16 protein-coding genes are annotated in these 16720 nt (G+C 62.8%); 11 read left to right on the top strand and 5 right to left on the bottom strand.

Annotated elements, in window-relative coordinates; all coding sequences use genetic code 11:
- Window positions 1-89: 89 nt before the first annotated feature.
- Window positions 90-1628, top strand: a complete 1539-nt coding sequence (locus NKJ72_RS00800) for a trimethylamine methyltransferase family protein (RefSeq protein WP_352475422.1) — start codon at window positions 90-92, stop codon at window positions 1626-1628.
- 74 nt (window positions 1629-1702) lie between these two features.
- On the top strand, window positions 1703-4138 hold the full coding sequence (locus NKJ72_RS00795) for a GcvT family protein (RefSeq protein WP_352475421.1): 2436 nt from the start codon (window positions 1703-1705) through the stop codon (window positions 4136-4138).
- 105 nt (window positions 4139-4243) lie between these two features.
- On the opposite strand, the gene NKJ72_RS00790 is transcribed toward NKJ72_RS00795, so the two are convergent.
- On the bottom strand, window positions 4244-4636 hold the full coding sequence (locus NKJ72_RS00790; RefSeq protein ID WP_254819052.1) for a DoxX family protein: 393 nt from the start codon (window positions 4634-4636) through the stop codon (window positions 4244-4246).
- Window positions 4637-4792: 156 nt separating this feature from the next.
- On the bottom strand, window positions 4793-5569 hold the full coding sequence (locus NKJ72_RS00785) for a VOC family protein (RefSeq protein WP_352475420.1): 777 nt from the start codon (window positions 5567-5569) through the stop codon (window positions 4793-4795).
- Between the two features lie 471 nt (window positions 5570-6040).
- Between NKJ72_RS00785 and NKJ72_RS00780 the strand changes: the two genes are divergently transcribed.
- The 5 genes from NKJ72_RS00780 to NKJ72_RS00760 all read left to right on the top strand — a co-directional run bounded on the left by NKJ72_RS00780 (window position 6041) and on the right by NKJ72_RS00760 (window position 10243).
- Window positions 6041-7405: an NAD(P)-dependent oxidoreductase gene (locus NKJ72_RS00780; RefSeq protein ID WP_352475419.1), complete on the top strand. Its 1365-nt coding sequence runs from the start codon at window positions 6041-6043 to the stop codon at window positions 7403-7405.
- A gap of 2 nt (window positions 7406-7407) precedes the next feature.
- Window positions 7408-8721, top strand: coding sequence for an NAD-dependent dihydropyrimidine dehydrogenase subunit PreA (gene preA, locus NKJ72_RS00775; protein ID WP_352475418.1), 1314 nt, complete (start codon window positions 7408-7410; stop codon window positions 8719-8721).
- Between the two features lie 101 nt (window positions 8722-8822).
- Entirely contained in the window at window positions 8823-9341 is a 519-nt protein-coding gene (locus NKJ72_RS00770; RefSeq protein WP_352475417.1) for an RrF2 family transcriptional regulator, read from the top strand.
- 13 nt (window positions 9342-9354) lie between these two features.
- Window positions 9355-9813: a carboxymuconolactone decarboxylase family protein gene (locus NKJ72_RS00765; RefSeq protein WP_352475416.1), complete on the top strand. Its 459-nt coding sequence runs from the start codon at window positions 9355-9357 to the stop codon at window positions 9811-9813.
- A 52-nt stretch (window positions 9814-9865) separates the two neighbouring features.
- Window positions 9866-10243, top strand: a complete 378-nt coding sequence (locus tag NKJ72_RS00760) for a DoxX family protein (protein WP_352475415.1) — start codon at window positions 9866-9868, stop codon at window positions 10241-10243.
- A 27-nt stretch (window positions 10244-10270) separates the two neighbouring features.
- Here the strand turns inward: NKJ72_RS00760 and NKJ72_RS00755 are convergent, their stop codons facing one another.
- Together NKJ72_RS00755 and NKJ72_RS00750 are read right to left on the bottom strand one after the other, a co-directional pair.
- Complete coding sequence (locus NKJ72_RS00755; protein WP_352475414.1) at window positions 10271-10993, bottom strand: SDR family oxidoreductase; 723 nt, start codon at window positions 10991-10993, stop codon at window positions 10271-10273.
- The gene (locus NKJ72_RS00750; protein WP_352475413.1) at window positions 10990-11841 is read right to left on the bottom strand and encodes an SDR family NAD(P)-dependent oxidoreductase; all 852 of its coding nucleotides are present in this window, start codon (window positions 11839-11841) and stop codon (window positions 10990-10992) included. Before NKJ72_RS00750 ends, NKJ72_RS00755 begins: the two co-directional genes overlap by 4 nt.
- 105 nt (window positions 11842-11946) lie before the next feature.
- On the opposite strand from NKJ72_RS00750, the gene NKJ72_RS00745 reads away from it, so the two are divergent.
- Complete coding sequence (locus NKJ72_RS00745; protein WP_352475412.1) at window positions 11947-12819, top strand: helix-turn-helix transcriptional regulator; 873 nt, start codon at window positions 11947-11949, stop codon at window positions 12817-12819.
- Window positions 12820-12841: 22 nt separating this feature from the next.
- Here NKJ72_RS00745 and NKJ72_RS00740 read toward each other — a convergent pair whose 3' ends face one another.
- A complete protein-coding gene (locus NKJ72_RS00740) occupies window positions 12842-13483 on the bottom strand; it encodes a TetR family transcriptional regulator C-terminal domain-containing protein (RefSeq protein ID WP_352475411.1) in 642 nt (213 codons plus the stop codon).
- 243 nt (window positions 13484-13726) lie between these two features.
- Between NKJ72_RS00740 and aptA the strand changes: the two genes are divergently transcribed.
- Genes aptA through NKJ72_RS00725 form a run of 3 tightly spaced genes read left to right on the top strand, consistent with a single transcriptional unit; the run spans window position 13727 to window position 16678 of the window.
- Window positions 13727-15055, top strand: a complete 1329-nt coding sequence (gene aptA / locus NKJ72_RS00735; RefSeq protein ID WP_352475410.1) for an omega-aminotransferase AptA — start codon at window positions 13727-13729, stop codon at window positions 15053-15055.
- Window positions 15056-15066: 11 nt separating this feature from the next.
- Window positions 15067-15417 carry a hypothetical protein gene (locus NKJ72_RS00730; RefSeq protein ID WP_352475409.1) on the top strand — a complete coding sequence of 117 codons (351 nt, stop codon included), beginning with the start codon at window positions 15067-15069 and terminating at the stop codon, window positions 15415-15417.
- A 10-nt stretch (window positions 15418-15427) separates the two neighbouring features.
- A complete protein-coding gene (locus NKJ72_RS00725) occupies window positions 15428-16678 on the top strand; it encodes a Zn-dependent hydrolase (protein ID WP_352475408.1) in 1251 nt (416 codons plus the stop codon).
- Window positions 16679-16720 lie beyond the last annotated feature (42 nt).

Here is a 16720-nt window from a genome sequence, read left to right as displayed (position 1 = left end):
TTCCCACAATGGCGCCTTGGCTAAAATCACGCCCGCAGGTGGCGGATTCTTGACAGCCCGATGCTCATGCCGGCGCTTTGATGCGCCGCATGAGCGAACCAAGACGCAAGCGCGGCGCCGAGCGAACCAGCAACAGGGGACCGACCGCCATCCCACAACTGCCGCACAGGCGGGTGACAAACCCTTATCCGCCGATGGCGATGCTCTCGGCCGACCAGATCGAGGCGATACATGAAGCCTCTATGCATATTTTGGAGAATTTCGGCATCGAGGTGATGAGCCAGCGGGCCCTGTGGCTATTCGAGAAGGCCGGGGCCAAGGTCGATCATGCCTCGATGAACGTCCGCATCGATCGTGGCATGATCGACAAAGCGCTGAAGACGACACAGTCCAGCTATACGCTTACGCCGCGCAATCCCGCCCATGCCGTCCACCTCGGCGGCAATACCATCAACTTCACGCTTGTCGCCGGGCCGCCGAATGTGCACGACATGGAGCGCGGCCGCCGTGCCGGCAATTTGCGCGATTATTCCGATCTCGTCCGTCTGGCGCAGCATTTCAACTGCATCCACATGCTCGGCAACCAGGTCTGCGCGCCGGTGGAGCTGCCGGCGAATTCCCGTCACCTCGACACCTATTTCGCCAATCTGACACTGACCGACAAAAGCTTTCACGTCTCGGCCATCGGCCGCGGCAGGGCGCTCGACGGCATCGAAATGATGGCAATCGCGCGCGGACTGACGGTTGACGAGATGCGGGACGATCCCGGCGTCACCACGATCATTTCGGTCAACTCGCCGCGCCGCTTGGACGAGATGATGGCCGAGGGACTGATGACCATGGCCGAATTCGGCCAGTCGGTGGCGGTGACGCCGTTCACGCTGATGGGAGCGATGAGCCCGGTGACGCTTGCCGGGGCGCTCGCCCAGCAGAATGCCGAGGCGCTGTTCGGGGTGGTGCTGACGCAGCTCGTCCGCCCCGGCGCGCCGGTGATGTATGGCGCCTTCACCTCCAATGTCGACATGAAGTCGGGTGCACCGGCCTTCGGTACGCCTGAAAACACCAAGGCGAATATAGCGTCCGGACAGTTGGCGCGGCGCTACAAGTTGCCTTACCGCACGACGCCGGGCTCGGCTTCCAATGCCGCCGACGCGCAAGGCGCCTATGAGACGCTGATGGCGCTGTGGGGCGCGGTGCTCGGCCACGGCAACCTCATTTACCACGCCGCCGGCTGGCAGGAGGGCGGGCTGACTGCGTCGTTCGAAAAGTTCATCATCGACGTCGAGATGATCCAGCACATGATGGAGTTTTTGCGCCCAATCGAAGTCAACGAGGCCGAGCTCGCCGTCGAAGCTCTGGGTGCGGTGCCGACCGGCGGCCACTTCTTCGGCGAGCCGCACACGTTGGAACGCTACGCCACGGCCTTCTACCAGCCTATGCTGTCCAACTGGCAGAATTTCGAGGCTTGGCAGGAAGCTGGTGGGCTAGACGCCACGGCGCGAGCGACAAGGCTGTGGAAGAAGGCGCTGGAGGACTATGTCGAGCCGGTGATGGAAATCTCCAGGCGCGAGGCGCTGGACGCGTACCTGGTCAAGCGCAAGGAAGCGATCGGGGCGGGCGAGCCCTAAGCGCCACTGTTCTCGGATTTCTTCTCCTTCAGAATCATAAAACCCATCCAACTCTTTGAAATAACGAGAATCCTATGAAATCACATGCAAAGGTCGTGGTTGTCGGCGGTGGCGTTGTCGGGTGCTCCGTGCTGTTCCATCTCGCCCGCCATGGCTGGACCGACGTCGTTCTATTGGAGCGCGACGAGCTGACCTCCGGCTCGACCTGGCACGCGGCCGGCGGAATGCACACGATCAATGGCGATCCCAACGTCGCCAAACTGCAGAAATACACGATCTCGCTCTACAAGGAGATCGAGGAACTGTCGGGGCAGGCGACCGGCGTGCATTTGACTGGCGGCGTCTTGCTGGCCGCGACGGAGGCGCGGCTCGACTGGTTGCGCGGCGTCGTCGCCAAGGGCCGCTATCTCGGCATCGAGCTCGAGGAGATATCGCCTGATGAGGCTGCCGAGCTGATGCCGTTGCTCGACCCCAAGCAGTTCGTCGGCGCGGTCCGCAACAAGGAGGACGGTCATCTCGATCCGTCGGGCGTGACCCACGCCTATGCCAAGGCCGCGCGCAAGCTCGGTGCCGAGGTCGAGCGTTTCACCAAGGTCGAGGACATCGTGCGGCGCGCTGACGGGCTGTGGCGCGTCATTACCAACAAGGGCGAGGTGGTGGCCGAGCATGTGGTCAACGCGGGCGGCCTGTGGGCGCGCGAGGTCGGCCGCATGGTCGGGCTGGAGCTGCCGGTGCTGGCGATGGAGCACATGTACCTGATCACCGAGGACATGCCCGAGGTGGCCGCCTGGAACCAGAAGACCGGCACGGAGATCATCCACGCGGTCGATTTCGACGGCGAGCTGTATCTGCGCCAGGAACGCGGCGGCATGCTCATGGGCACTTACGAAAAGGCCAACAAGCCATGGTCCGAGTTCCAGACGCCATGGAATTTCGGCCACGAACTGCTCGAACCCGACATCGACCGCATCGCACCGTCGCTGGAGGTTGGCTTCCGGCATTTCCCGGCGTTCCAGAACACCGGTATCAAGCAGATCATCAACGGACCCTTCACCTTCGCGCCGGACGGCAATCCGCTGGTCGGGCCGGTGCGCGGCCTGCCGGGGTTCTGGGTGGCCTGTGGTGTCATGGCGGGGTTCTCGCAGGGCGGCGGCGTCGGGCTGGCGCTGTCGAACTGGATGATCGAAGGCGATCCCGGTGCAGATATCTGGGCGATGGACGTTTCGCGCTACGGTGACTGGGCCACGATGGCCTACACCAACGCCAAGGTGCGCGAAAACTATTCGCGGCGGTTTTCGATCCGCTTCCCAAACGAGGAATTACCGGCCGGCCGGCCGCTCAAGACGACACCGGTCTACGATCTGTTGTCGGCGAAGGGCTCGCAGTGGGGGGTCGCCTATGGGCTGGAGGTGCCGCTGTGGTACGCGCCCGAAGGCGTCAAAGACGAATTCTCCTGGCGCCGCTCGAGTGATTTCGAGCATGTCGCGAAAGAGGTGGAGACGGTTCGGCAGCGCGTTGGTCTGTCGGAAATCTCGTCATTCGCCAAATACAAAGTAACCGGCGAGGGCGCTGCAGCCTGGCTCGACTGCGTGCTTGCCTGCAAGCTGCCGAAACCCGGCCGCATGACGCTGGCGCCGATGCTGAAGGAAGACGGCAGGCTGATCGGCGATTTCACGCTGGCCAATCTCGGCAATTCTGAAAGTGACGATTGGTTCCTGGCAGGCTCCGGCGTCGCCGAGCAGTACCATATGCGCTGGTTCGAAGCGCATCTGCCGAAGGACGGCTCTGTCAGCATCGAGGCGCTGGGAGCAAAACTCACCGGCTTATCGATCGCCGGGCCGCGCGCGCGGAAGCTTCTTGAAAAGGTCACACGATCTGACGTGTCGAATACGGCCTTTCCATTCATGGCCATCACCAGGATGGATATCGGCATGGCGCCGTGCCTGGTCGGGCGCGTCAGCTACACCGGCGACCTCGGCTACGAAATCTGGGTGGCGCCGGAATATCAGCGTGCCGCCTATCAGGCGCTGATGGCGGCGGGCGAGGAATTCGGCATCGGCCTGTTCGGCTCGCGCGCCCTCAATGCGCTGCGGCTCGAGAAGAATTACGGCTCATGGGCGCGCGAATACCGGCCGATCTATGGGCCGCTGGAGGCCGGCCTCGACCGCTTCGTCGCCTACGGCAAGCAGGCTGATTTCATCGGCAAGCAGGCGGCGCTGGCCGAGCGCAAGCAAGGCGGCAGACTGCGGCTGCGGGCCTTTGTCGTCGATGCTGCCGATGCCGACGTCATCGGCGACGAGCCAATCTGGTATGGCGGTGCCGTGCGCGGCTGGGTCACGTCGGGTGGTTACGCGCATCATTCAAAAAAGTCCGTCGCCATCGGCTATGTGCCGAAAGAGATTGCCGACGAAGCCTGCGGTTTCGAGATTGAGCTTCTGGGCAAACGCCACGCCGCGCGCATGCAGCCGACCCCGCTGTTCGACGCGAATTTCGAACGGATGAGAGGGTGAGGAACCGGTTCGCACAGCGAATTCGCCGTGCCGGTGGCACGGCGAAAAGTTCCGAACGCCGGGGAGCTGTCGGAGGCAGCGGGCCCACGGCCGGGAGACGGTGAATTACGAAGCCTGGCGGTTGTCCAGCGCCAGGGCGCCGGCGCCGGCGAACACCAGATAGAGGAAGATGAAGCAGAACGATATTGCCGCATCGCCGCCGTTGTTGACCGGGAAGAAGTCGCGCGGCATGTGCGCCATGAAATAGGCGATCGCCATCTCGCCGCTGAGAAGGAATGCCACCGGCCTGGTGAAAAGCCCCAATACCAGCAGGATGCCGCCGGCGAATTCCAGGATGGCCGCAGTCAGCGACAGCCCGCTCAGGGTGCCGGCATGGTCGCCGACAGGGAAATTGAAAAGTTTCTGAGTGCCGTGCTCGATGAACTGCAGCGCCGTCATGATGCGCAAGGCGGCAAGAGCGAACGGTTGATATCCGGCCAAGCCTTCGAAAAGCTTCATCTACGACTCCATTTCCACCTCGCCCGGCCATAGGTCATCACCAAAGGCCGGACCATTCACATGATCCGGCCTGCCATCAACTGTCGGTGAGTGAGTCGTGAGGAGTGCTGCAGCCTTGGGGCCGCACGAAGGCGGCCCCGCAATTGGCGCGGCCTGTTACCGCGTCGGTGCCATCAGCGCGAAATGGGCGCCTTGCGGGTCCGTGCACTGCACAATCCAGCTGCCGCCGGGAACCTCCATCGGATCCATGAGGATCTTGCCGCCATTATCGGTGACACGCTTGGCTGCCGCGTCGATGCCGGGCACGTTGAAATAGAACTGCCAGACCGGCGCCGGGATCTGCTCGGGCTTGTTCATTATGCCGCCAACGGGCCCGCCGCCGAAGGCGAAAAGCTGGTAGACGCCCATCGGACCCATATCCATGGCGTCGCCCTTCTCCCAGCCGAACTGGCTGGAATAGAAATCGAATGCCGCCTTCCAGTCTGACGTGTAGAGCTCATGCCAGCCGATGTTGCCGGGTGTCGACGATGGCAGCGGCGGCTGGTCGGGGCCGCTGGGCTGCAGGAAGTTGAATATCGCGCCTTGCGGGTCGGCAACGACGGCGAAGCGGCCGACGCCAGGAATGTCGTCGGGCTCGCGGTGAACCGCGCCACCAGCCTTCTTGAGGGACGCCGTTGCGGCATCGACGTCCCTGGTGAGGATATAACCGATCCAGGCCGGCGGCATGCCCATCTTGCGCGCGTCCTCGGGCAGCGTCATCAGCCCGCCGACGCCGCGCTCGCCGACATTCATGACGATATAGCGCGGCATGCCCGGGGCGCCTTCGAAAGGCTGCCCCCTCCAGCCCACCACCGAGGTGTAAAACGCCTCGGCGGCGTCGAGATCGGTGGTCATCAACTCGTACCAGAAGAAGGGCATCGGGGACTGTGGCATTGTCGTGCTCCTTGCGGTTTGTACATCGATCATGCGCGATCCATTCTAGGACGATCTTCGCGACGAAAATCAGACAGCGGCCAAAAAAGTTATGGCGCACAGCCCGTGGCCTGCGCGCTTTGTGTTTGGATTTTCCTACAGCGGAGGATCTTCGGTCTATACCACCCGGCTGGAACGCCGGCGGCCTATATCGCTCGTGGCGGCTTAGCCTGCGAGACGTGCATCCGCATGGTTGTTATGCGTTTCTTCCTCGTTCGCGGGGGATGGCATCAAGTGCTCAAGCTTATGCAAGCGCCTAGCGCCGACGAAGCGGCATTTCGGCCTTTCGACAGAGCCATCAGGCAGCTCAAAATATGAGTTTTATTATCATGTTTGTTGAACCGTTCCAGCGGCTTGCGCCGAAAATTGACCAATTGATAAAAAAATAAAACGTGCTAGCCTTCCCCAAAACAAGAACATGGGGAACTGACGATGCCAGAAGGCCAGTTCAAGCAAGGCATTGCCGGCGGGCGACTTTCGCCGGAACAATATGCCGACAATTTTTCCGATCTGCATCCGCCCCTCGATCATCACGAGGCGCTGGTCGAATCCGACCGCTGCTATTTCTGCTACGACGCGCCGTGCATGAATGCGTGCCCGACCTCGATCGACATCCCGCTGTTCATCCGCCAGATCGCGACCGGCAATCCGATCGGCTCGGCCAAGACGATCTTCGACCAGAATATTTTGGGCGGCATGTGCGCCCGCGTCTGCCCGACCGAGACGCTGTGCGAAGAGGTCTGCGTGCGCGAGGTGGCAGAAGGCAAGCCGGTGCAGATTGGTCGCCTTCAGCGCTACGCCACCGATGTCGCGATGGCCGAAAACAAGCAGTTCTACAAACGCTCCGAGCCGACCGGCAAGACGGTCGCCGTGGTCGGCGCCGGACCGGCCGGGCTTGCGGCCGCGCATCGGCTTGCCCGCCACGGCCACGACGTGACCATCCTGGAAGCCCGGCCGAAGCCCGGCGGGCTCAATGAGTACGGTATCGCGGCCTATAAGAGCGTCGACAATTTTGCTCAGGCCGAAGTCGACTATGTCACGTCGATCGGCGGCATCGACATCCAGAACGGCAAGGCGCTCGGCCGTGATTACCAGCTGTCGGACCTGACCAGGAATTACGATGCGGTGTTCCTCGGCATGGGGCTTGCCGGCGTCAATGCCTTGCGGGCGGATGGCGAGGAGGCGCCAGGCGTCACCAATGCCGTCGAGTTCATTGCCGAGCTTCGTCAGGCCAGTGATCTGGCCAGCCTGCCGGTCGGCCGGCGTGTTGTCGTCATCGGCGGCGGCATGACGGCGATCGACGCGGCGGTGCAATCGAAGCTGCTCGGTGCCGAAGAGGTGACGATCTGCTATCGGCGCGGCCCGGAGCACATGAATGCCTCCGAATTCGAGCAGGATCTGGCTGCCGCCAACGGCGTCATCATCCGGCACTGGTTGCAGCCAAAGCGGGTCATTGCCGACGCCGGCAAGGTGTCGGCGATCGAGCTCGAATACACCGCGATGGACGGCGACCGGCTCGTCGGCACCGGCGAGCGGCTGACGCTGACCGCCGATCAGGTGTTCAAGGCGATCGGCCAGAGCTTTGTCCCGGCTGCGCTCAACGGCAGCGGAGCCTTGCTTGCCCTGGAAGCCGGCCGCATCAAGGTCGACGCGGAAGGGCGCACCTCGCTGGCCAATGTCTGGGCTGGCGGCGACTGCATTTTCGGCGGCGACGACCTGACTGTTTCAGCCGTCGCGCAAGGCCGCGATGCGGCGGAGAGCATTCATCGGGCACTGACCTCGAACGGGAGGGCATGAGCATGGCAGACATCCGCAACAATTTCGTCGGCATCAAGTCGCCGAACCCGTTCTGGCTGGCCTCGGCGCCACCGACCGACAAGGCTTACAACGTCATCCGCGCCTTCAAGGCGGGCTGGGGAGGCGTGGTGTGGAAGACGCTCGGGGAAGAGGGCCCACCGGTGGTCAACGTCAACGGGCCACGCTATGGCGCGATCTGGGGCGCCGACCGTCGTCTGCTCGGCCTCAACAACATCGAGCTGATCACCGACCGCGACCTGCAGGTCAATCTGCGCGAGATCAAGCAGGTCAAGATGGACTGGCCCGACAGGGCAATAGTCGTCTCGCTGATGGTGCCGTGCGAGGAGCATGCCTGGAAGGCGATCCTGCCGGTGGTCGAGGAGACCGGCGCCGACGGCATCGAACTCAATTTCGGCTGCCCGCATGGCATGTCGGAACGCGGCATGGGTGCGGCGGTCGGCCAGGTGCCGGAATACATCGAAATGGTGGTGCGCTGGTGCAAGGCCAACACCCGCATGCCTGTCATCACCAAGCTGACGCCCAACATCACCGACATACGCAAGCCGGCACGCGCTGCCCTTGCCGGCGGCACCGACGCGGTGTCGCTGATCAACACCATCAACTCGATCACCGGCGTCAATCTCGATAGTTTCGCGCCGGAGCCGACGATCGACGGCAAGGGTTCGCATGGCGGCTATTGCGGCCCGGCGGTGAAGCCGATCGCCATGAACATGGTGGCCGAGATCGCGCGCGATCCGGAAACGAAGGGCCTGCCGATCTCCGGCATCGGCGGCATCACCACCTGGCGTGACGCCGCCGAATTCATGGCGCTCGGCGCCGGCAATGTGCAGGTGTGCACGGCGGCGATGACCTATGGCTTCAAGATCGTGCAGGAGATGATCGCCGGCCTGGAAAACTGGATGGACGAGAAGGGCCATGCCTCGCTGGACGACATCATCGGCCGCGCCACGCCCAACGTCACCGACTGGCAGTATCTCAACCTCAACTACGTCGCCAAGGCGCATATCGACCAGGACGCCTGCATCAAATGCGGCCGCTGCCACATCGCCTGCGAGGACACCTCGCACCAGGCGATCACCAGCATGGTCGACGGCGTCAGGCATTTCGAGGTAATCGAGGCCGAATGCGTCGGCTGCAATCTCTGTGTCAATGTCTGTCCGGTCGAGAATTGCATCACCATGGAGCCGCTGGCGGCCGGCGTGATCGACCAGCGCACCGGCAGGCCGGTATCGCCGATCTATGCCAACTGGACGACGCATCCGAACAATCCGATGGCCAAGGTGGCGGCGGAGTAGCATTGCGAAAAAAAGCGGCGTTCATGGGCGCCGCTTTTTAACTTTCCTATTGCAGATAAATGTTATCCACGATAACCTATATCCATGAACAGGAGAGCGAAATGAAACTGGGCGAAGGGGTCGAGGCGGCTATTCATTGCGCCGCCATGCTTGCCGGCGTTGATGGCGCCGCGACCTTGCCGGGTGCTGCCATGGCCGAAGCGTTCGGGCTGTCGCCGAGCTATCTGCTTAAGCATCTCAACATGCTGACAACGTCGGGCATTCTGGAATCGGTGCCGGGGCCGTACGGCGGCTACCGGCTGGCGCGGCCGGCGGAACGCATAACGCTGCTCGATATCGTGCTGGCCGTCGAGGGGCGCGAACCGGCCTTCCGCTGCGCCGAAATCCGCCAGCGCGGCCCAGCGAAGCTCGATGCCTCGGTCTATCTCAAACCTTGCGGCATCAACGTGGCCATGCTGAAGGCCGAGCGTGCCTATCGCGCCGCGCTCGCCGACGCCCGGCTGTCCGACATCGTTGCAGAATACACGGCGGACGCCGATCCCCGTTCGATCGCCGCGAACTGCGCCTTCGTCGAGCGCCATCAGCGGCCGCAGAAATCAAGTTCAACCAAGCAAGCATGAAAGGCTACAGACGATGAAACAGAGGCTGCAATTTTTCGGCGCGGCGCCGGAGATCATGAAGGCGGTGTCGGCGCTCAACAAGGCAGTCGACGAATGCGGGCTCGAAAAAAGCCTGTTGCATCTGATCAAGCTCAGGGCGTCGCAGATCAATGGCTGCTCGTATTGCGTTGAGATGCATAGCCGCGAAGCGCGCCGCGACGGCGAAAGCGAGCAGCGGCTCTATCTGGTCTCCGCCTGGAAGGAATCGCCGCTGTTTTCCGAGCGTGAACGCGCAGCATTCGCCTGGACCGACGCGCTGACCAGGATCGCCGATAACGATATTTCGGACGAACTCTATGCAAGGACGCTCGAGCATTTCTCGGAAGAGGAACTGGTCAAGCTGTCGGTTGCGCTCGGCATGATCAACACCTGGAACCGGCTTTGCGTTCCGTTCCATGCAATCCATCCGATGCCGGCGGTCATGGCCGCTTGAGAACCAGGCGCGCGGCCTTGCGCCGCGCGCCTCTTTTCCAAGGACCGACAGCATGTTTTCAAGCTTTAATAATGAGATCCTATTCGCCGCCCGCCTGCTGCTTGGCGGCGCCTTTGTCTTTGCCGGCCTACGCAACATTCAGAACGCGGCGTTGGTGAGCCAATTGATGACGACGCGCGGCGTGCCGCAGGCGCGGCTGGTGCTGTGGCTGGGGATCGTCCTGCAGATCATCGCCGGAGCGCTGGTGATCGCAGGCATCTGGACCGCTCTGGCGGCGGCATGCCTGATCCTGTTCCTGATTGTCGCTACGCCGATGTTCCATAACTTCTGGGATCATCAGGGCCCGGAGCGCGCGTCCCGCATCAATGGCTTTGTCGGCAACGTGGCGTTGACCGGAGGATTTCTGGCGCTGATCGCGCAACCGCTTTGACAACGACCGTCGCCTGGGGCAGCCGCTTTACGCCGCATACCGCAAACCTCCGTCGCAGGTCAGGATCTGGCCGGTGACGAAGCTGTTCGAAACCAGGAACGCAATTGCCTCGGCGACGTCCTCGGCGCGGCCGATGCGGCCGACCGGCGTCTTGCCGGCATATTCGGCAAACACCGCCTGCCGCTGATCGTCGGGCAAAAAATCCCACCATGGCGTGTCGATGACACCCGGTGCCACGACATTGACGCGTAACGGCTTCAGCTCCATCGCCAGGATCGGCACCACGGTCAGTAGCATGCCGTTGACAGCGGCGATGCCGGCGACGCCGGGCGCCGACAACTGCGCCGACACCGCCGAGATGAAAGTCACCGAACCGCTCTTGTTCAGCGTCGGCAAGGCGGCCTGCAGGCAGGAGAGCTGTGGCCGGACCTTCTCGTCGACGCCACCGCCGATGTCGGTCAGGTCAAGTGTTTCGAACGGGCCGAGCCCCTTGCCGCCGCTAGCGGCCAGCACCAGGTGATCGAAAGGGCCGAGATCGCTGAAGAACTGGCGAACCTCGTCCGGCTTCGCGGCGTCGAAGGCAGCTTTTTCGACCGCGCCGCCAAGGCTTTGCCATGCGTTGTCGAGCCTTTCCTGGTTGCGCCCGGTGATCGTCACCTTCATGCCCGGGCCGAGCAGCTTTTTCGCGGTGGCCAGGCCGATGCCGGAGGAGCCGCCGACCACCACGGCGTGATTGGTTTTCTCGATCATGAATTTTCTTTCTTCGATGTTTCGGAGGAGCGTGCGAGCCCGACAAGGCCGAGACTCAATTCGCGCAACTGCTGCCTCGCCTTCGCGTCATAGGCTTGTGCATCAGCACGGGATTCTCTTTGGCCGTCGAAATAGAGGCCGCTTCGCCCCTCTAGCGCCGGCGATGTGGCGAGGTTGATGATGGCCTCGGCGCCTGTTTCGACGGAGCTCCAGGGTGTGATGCCCGCCTGCCGCACCATCGTAGTGTTCATGTAGCTTGCCGGATGCAGGCTGTTGACCGTGACGCCGGTGCCGTTCAGCTGCTCCGCCAGATCGATGGTGAACATGATCTGCGCCAGCTTGCTCTGGCAGTAGGCACGGACGCCGTCATAGGAGCGGGTCAGCATGACGTCGTCGAAGTCGATCGCCTGCTGGCCGGCCGAGGCGACGTTGACGATGCGCGCCGGCGCGCTGGACTTGAGCAGAGGCAACAGCTCCGTGGTGAGCAGGAAGCCGGCGAGATAGTTGACGGCAAAGCGCAACTCGTAGCCGTCGGCGCTGACCTGGCGTTTCGCGTTGGGGCCGGCGGTGCCGACGCCGGCATTGTTGATGAGGACATCGAGACGCTTGGTCCTTGCGCGCACGGCCTCGGCGAGGCGGCGAACTTCCGCCAGGGAGGAGAGGTCGGCGACCAGCAGCTCAGCCTTGCCGCCGGCAGCTTCGATTTCGGCCACGATCGCCTTGCCCCTTGTCGCGTCGCGGCCATGCACCAGGATGCGCGCGCCGCCGGCGCCGAGCCTTTGCGCGACGACGCGGCCGACGCCGTCGGTAGACCCTGTGATGAGGATTGTCTTGTCTTTCAGTTCCATGTTCGGAGCCTCCATCTCGTAGCTCTGAGCGGAAAGATGGGGCACCAGCCACTTGGCAAACAGTTCAAACTTTATCCTGGTATCGGTACTGCTATAATAGCGCCGATGGATTCCACCACGCATTCCGCCGAAGACAGCCGCCGCCGCGAGCTTGGCGCCTTCCTGCGCTCGCGGCGCGAAAGGCTGACGCCTTCGGCCACCGGCATCTCGACAGGGTTGCGCAGGCGCACGCCGGGGCTGCGGCGCGAGGAAGTGGCGATGATCGCCGGCGTCGGCACGACCTGGTACACCTGGCTGGAGCAGGGCCGCGACGTTCGGCCGTCGGCAGAGGTGCTGACGGCGCTCAGCCGGGCGCTGCGCCTGGACGCGGCCGAGCAACGGCATCTGTTCATCCTTGCCGGCCGACCGCAGCCGGAGCGTCGCGTCGACGCGCCGGAAAAAGTCGACAGCCCGTTACTGCACATGCTGCAGAGCCTGATCCTTCAGCCGGCCTATGTCCTTGGGCGACGCTGGGACGTGCTGGCCTGGAACTCTGCCGCGGCAGCCGTGTTCGGCGACTATGGTCTGCTGGAGGGCGATGCCCGCAACATCGTACATATGGTTTTCACCAGCCCGCAGCACCGGCGCCTGCTGGTCGATTGGGAGGAACTGGCGCGTGCCGTGCTGGCGTCATTCCGGGCAGAAAGCGCCAGATATGTCGGCGATCCGGATTTCGAGCGGCTGATCGCGCTGATGACGCGCTCGAGCCCGGAGTTTCGCGCCTGGTGGCCGCTACGCGACGTGGCCCGCAACCTATCGGGTGTGAAGCATGTCCGGCACCCGATAGCGGGCGCTATGGCTTTCGAGCATATGAGCCTGTCGATCGACGACGGCTCGGACATGAAGCTGATCGTCTACACACCGCTCGCCGAGCAAAACTCGATCGCCAAGCTCGAACAACTGCTGGAGACGCTTCCGGCCGAGCGGCGCAGCGCGTGATGCCCATCGCTTCGCTGAAGCCTCAGCCCTTCGGCTTCAGCCCGTCGATGAACAGTTGCTCGAGAAACCTTGCGGCATCCTCGAAGCGGCCGTCGCCGCCGCGGTCGGGGCCGAGCACGGCGCGGACCTGGACGTCGAAATCGGCATAATGCTGCGTCGTCGCCCAGATCGAGAAGATCAGGTGCCAGGGGTCGGTGCGGGCAATCTTGCCGGCGCGCATCCAGCCCTTGATGACGTTGGCCTTCTCGTCGACCAGTGTCTTCAATTCGCCCTCCAGCATCGGCATGATGCGCGGCGCGCCCTGCAGGATCTCGTTGGCGAACAGCCGGCTCTCGCGCGGGAAATCGCGCGCCATTTCGAGCTTGCGCCCGATATAGCTGCGCAGTTCGGTCAAGGGATCGCCAATGTCGTCGAGTTCGCGCAGCGGCGCCAGCCAGGTGTCGAGAAGCCGCTGCATCAGCGTCTCGTGGATGTCCTCCTTGCGGCGGAAGTAATAGAGCAGGTTCGGCTTCGACATGCCGGCGGCTTCGGCGATCTGGTCGATGGTCGAGCCGCGAAAACCGTTGGTGGAGAAGACTTCGAGCGCCGCCTCTAAAATGAGCTCGCGCTTTTCCAGCTGGATGCGGGTGCGGCGAGGAGCGGAGCTTTCGACCGCCCCCGTCACCTCGAAAAACCTTCGCCGCGAGGCGTGTCTGGACCAATTCTCTGGACCAGTTTTTCTCCGCCCTGTGGAGCGCACTTCGAAAGCCGCATTTCCGCTAGTAATCCCTTGACCGCTGATAAGGCGGTGCTAACGTTTGTCCAACCGGTCAAAAATTTGCGTAGCACGAAAACGCAGCAAAGACCAAGTGTTGGAAAGACCAGGCGTTAGCCGCACCGAAACGGGTTACAAGGGGAAGTCTTGGTCATGTCCAACCGGCTGAAAGTCACGCCGAACGATCTCAGCGCATTCTGGATGCCGTTCACGGCAAACCGGCAGTTCAAGCAGGCGCCGCGCATGTTCGTGTCCGCCAAGGACATGCATTACACGACCAGCGACGGGCGCAAGGTTCTCGACGGCACCGCCGGCCTGTGGTGCGTCAATGCCGGCCACTGCCGTCCGAAAATCACCGAGGCGATCCAGAGCCAGGCGGCAGAGCTCGATTATGCGCCGGCGTTCCAGATGGGTCACCCGATCGTGTTCGAGCTTGCAAATCGGCTGGTCGATATCGCGCCGAAGGGCATGGACCATGTGTTCTTCACCAATTCCGGATCGGAATCGGTCGAGACCGCGCTGAAGATGGCCATCGCCTATCACCGCGCAAAAGGCGAGGGCTCGCGCACCCGCCTGATCGGCCGCGAACGCGGCTATCACGGCGTCAATTTCGGCGGCATTTCGGTTGGCGGCATCGTTACAAACCGCAAGATGTTCGGCACGCTGCTCGGCGGCGTCGATCACATGCCACACACCCATCTGCCGGAAAAGAACTCCTTCACCAAGGGCGTGCCCGAGCATGGCGCCGAACTGGCGAACGAATTAGAGCGTATCGTTGCCCTGCACGACGCCTCGACAATCGCCGCCGTCATCGTTGAGCCGGTTGCCGGTTCCACCGGCGTCATCCTGCCGCCGAAGGGCTATTTGCAGAAGCTTCGCGAGATCTGCACCAAGCACGGCATCTTGCTGATTTTCGATGAGGTCATCACCGGCTTCGGCCGTCTCGGCACGCCGTTTGCCGCCGACTATTTCGGCGTCACGCCCGATATCATGACCACCGCCAAAGGCGTCTCCAACGGCGTCATCCCGATGGGCGCGGTGTTCGTGAAGAAGGAAATCCACGACGCCTTCATGACCGGGCCCGAGCACATGATCGAGTTCTTCCACGGCTACACCTATTCGGGCAATCCGATCGCCTGCGCCGCGGCGCTGGGCACGCTCGACACCTACAAGGAAGAGGGGCTGCTGACGCGCGGCGAGGAACTGGCGCCGTACTGGGAGGACGCGCTGCATTCGCTGAAGGGCGAGCCGAACGTCATCGACATCCGCAACATCGGCCTGATCGGCGCGATCGAACTGGCGCCGATCGCCGGGCAGCCGACGAAGCGGGCCTTCTCGGCTTTTGTGAAAGCGTTCGAGCGCGGTGCATTGATCCGAACCACCGGCGACATCATCGCGCTGTCGCCGCCGCTGATCATCACCGAGGGCCAGATCAACGAACTGATCGACCACGTCCGTGATGTGTTGCGATCGATAGACTAGGAAGGGTGTGAATGGCCTCTGCAAAGCGCGAAGCGGCATTGGAGAAGGAAAGGCAGTCTCTCGAGACGGCCTATTTCGATGCTTTACTTGTTGCGCTTCGCGATTGCGCCGACGGTCGATGGGGTCTGTTCGGCCAGAACGAAGGAACCCTTCCGGCACATCTCGAAGATCGTCATTTGCCGGAAAGTGTAAAGCGGCTGGACGCAATAGGAGACGAGCTTGTCTTGGTTCGAGAAAAGATGGGTTTTGCCGACCTCTTTGCTCCTATGCAGCGGCTGGTTGAATTGAGGGCGGAGCAAGGGTCCAATCGTCCAGGAGAACCGCGCCTGGCACAAATGTTCCTCAATGAACTGAAAGCGTAAAGGACTATCCATGGCCGCCCCCGGCGAGAATCTGCGAATCAATTCAGACCGTTTGTGGGATTCGATAATGGAGATGGCGAAGATCGGCCCCGGCATTGCCGGCGGCAATAATCGCCAGACCGTTACCGACGAGGACGGCGAAGGGCGGCACCTGTTCAAGCGCTGGTGCGATGAGGCGGGGCTCGAAATGGGCGTCGACGAGATGGGCACGATGTTTGCCCGCCGCGAAGGCACCGACCCCAGCCTGCCGCCGGTCTATGTCGGCAGCCATCTCGACACCCAGCCGACCGGCGGCAAGTATGACGGCGTGCTCGGCGTGCTCGGCGGCCTGGAGGTCGTGCGCTCGCTCAACGATCTCGGCATCAAGACCAAGCACCCGATCGTCGTCACCAACTGGACCAACGAGGAAGGCGCCCGCTTTGCGCCGGCAATGATGGCGTCCGGGGTATTCGCCGGCGTGCTCGACCAGGCCGACGTCTATTCACATGTCGACAAGGACGGCAAGAAATTCGGCGAGGAACTCGAACGGATCGGCTGGAAGGGCACCGAGAAAGTCGGTGACCGAAAGATCCACGCCTTCTTCGAATTGCATATCGAGCAGGGCCCGATCCTCGAGGACGAGGGCATCGACATCGGTGTCGTCACCCATGGGCAAGGGTTGAAATGGCTGCAGGTGACGCTGACCGGCAAGGAGGCGCACACCGGCTCGACGCCGATGCCGAAGCGGCGCAATGCCGGGCTCGGCATGGCGCGGGTGATCGAATTGGTGCACGAGATCGCCATGGACTACCAACCCGACGCCGTCGGCGCGGTCGGCCATATGGAGGTCTATCCGAACTCGCGCAACATCATCGCCGGGCGCACCGTCTTCACCATCGACATCCGCTCGCCGGAAAAGGAGGTGCTGGACGCCATGGACGGGCGCATCCGCGAAGGCATCGACACGATCTGCGACGCGCTCGATATCAAATATCAAATCGAGCAGGTCGGCCATTTCGACCCGGTCACCTTCGACGCGGGCTGCGTCAAGGCTGTGCGGGATGCGGCGGAGCGCTTGGGATATACGCATCGCAATATCGTCTCGGGCGCCGGCCATGACGCTTGCTGGATCAACCGCGTTGCGCCCACCGCAATGGTGATGTGCCCTTGCGTCGACGGTCTCAGCCACAACGAGGCCGAGGAAATCACCAAGGAATGGGCAGCGGCCGGCGCCGATGTGCTGTTCCATGCGGTGGTCGACACGGCGGTCATTGTCGAATGATGGGATAGCCTCGCAACGCCGCTCACAAGAAGCGCGAGAGAA

The organism is Mesorhizobium sp. M0045 (assembly GCF_040323385.1).
Classification (GTDB): Bacteria; Pseudomonadota; Alphaproteobacteria; order Rhizobiales; family Rhizobiaceae; genus Mesorhizobium.
The sequence above is the reverse complement of the archived record's forward strand: the minus strand, read 5'-3'. Positions and strand labels throughout refer to the sequence as shown.

Excerpts from the sequence above, each read along its gene's own strand:
- NKJ72_RS00800 (WP_352475422.1), top strand. The coding sequence starts at position 90 with ATGAGCGAACCAAGACGCAAGCGCGGCGCCGAGCGAACCAGCAACAGG.
- NKJ72_RS00795 (WP_352475421.1), top strand. The coding sequence starts at position 1,703 with ATGAAATCACATGCAAAGGTCGTGGTTGTCGGCGGTGGCGTTGTCGGG.
- NKJ72_RS00790 (WP_254819052.1), bottom strand. The coding sequence starts at position 4,636 with ATGAAGCTTTTCGAAGGCTTGGCCGGATATCAACCGTTCGCTCTTGCC.
- NKJ72_RS00785 (WP_352475420.1), bottom strand. The coding sequence starts at position 5,569 with ATGCCACAGTCCCCGATGCCCTTCTTCTGGTACGAGTTGATGACCACC.
- NKJ72_RS00780 (WP_352475419.1), top strand. The coding sequence starts at position 6,041 with ATGCCAGAAGGCCAGTTCAAGCAAGGCATTGCCGGCGGGCGACTTTCG.
- preA (WP_352475418.1), top strand. The coding sequence starts at position 7,408 with ATGGCAGACATCCGCAACAATTTCGTCGGCATCAAGTCGCCGAACCCG.
- NKJ72_RS00770 (WP_352475417.1), top strand. The coding sequence starts at position 8,823 with ATGAAACTGGGCGAAGGGGTCGAGGCGGCTATTCATTGCGCCGCCATG.
- NKJ72_RS00765 (WP_352475416.1), top strand. The coding sequence starts at position 9,355 with ATGAAACAGAGGCTGCAATTTTTCGGCGCGGCGCCGGAGATCATGAAG.
- NKJ72_RS00760 (WP_352475415.1), top strand. The coding sequence starts at position 9,866 with ATGTTTTCAAGCTTTAATAATGAGATCCTATTCGCCGCCCGCCTGCTG.
- NKJ72_RS00755 (WP_352475414.1), bottom strand. The coding sequence starts at position 10,993 with ATGATCGAGAAAACCAATCACGCCGTGGTGGTCGGCGGCTCCTCCGGC.
- NKJ72_RS00750 (WP_352475413.1), bottom strand. The coding sequence starts at position 11,841 with ATGGAACTGAAAGACAAGACAATCCTCATCACAGGGTCTACCGACGGC.
- NKJ72_RS00745 (WP_352475412.1), top strand. The coding sequence starts at position 11,947 with ATGGATTCCACCACGCATTCCGCCGAAGACAGCCGCCGCCGCGAGCTT.
- aptA (WP_352475410.1), top strand. The coding sequence starts at position 13,727 with ATGTCCAACCGGCTGAAAGTCACGCCGAACGATCTCAGCGCATTCTGG.
- NKJ72_RS00730 (WP_352475409.1), top strand. The coding sequence starts at position 15,067 with ATGGCCTCTGCAAAGCGCGAAGCGGCATTGGAGAAGGAAAGGCAGTCT.
- NKJ72_RS00725 (WP_352475408.1), top strand. The coding sequence starts at position 15,428 with ATGGCCGCCCCCGGCGAGAATCTGCGAATCAATTCAGACCGTTTGTGG.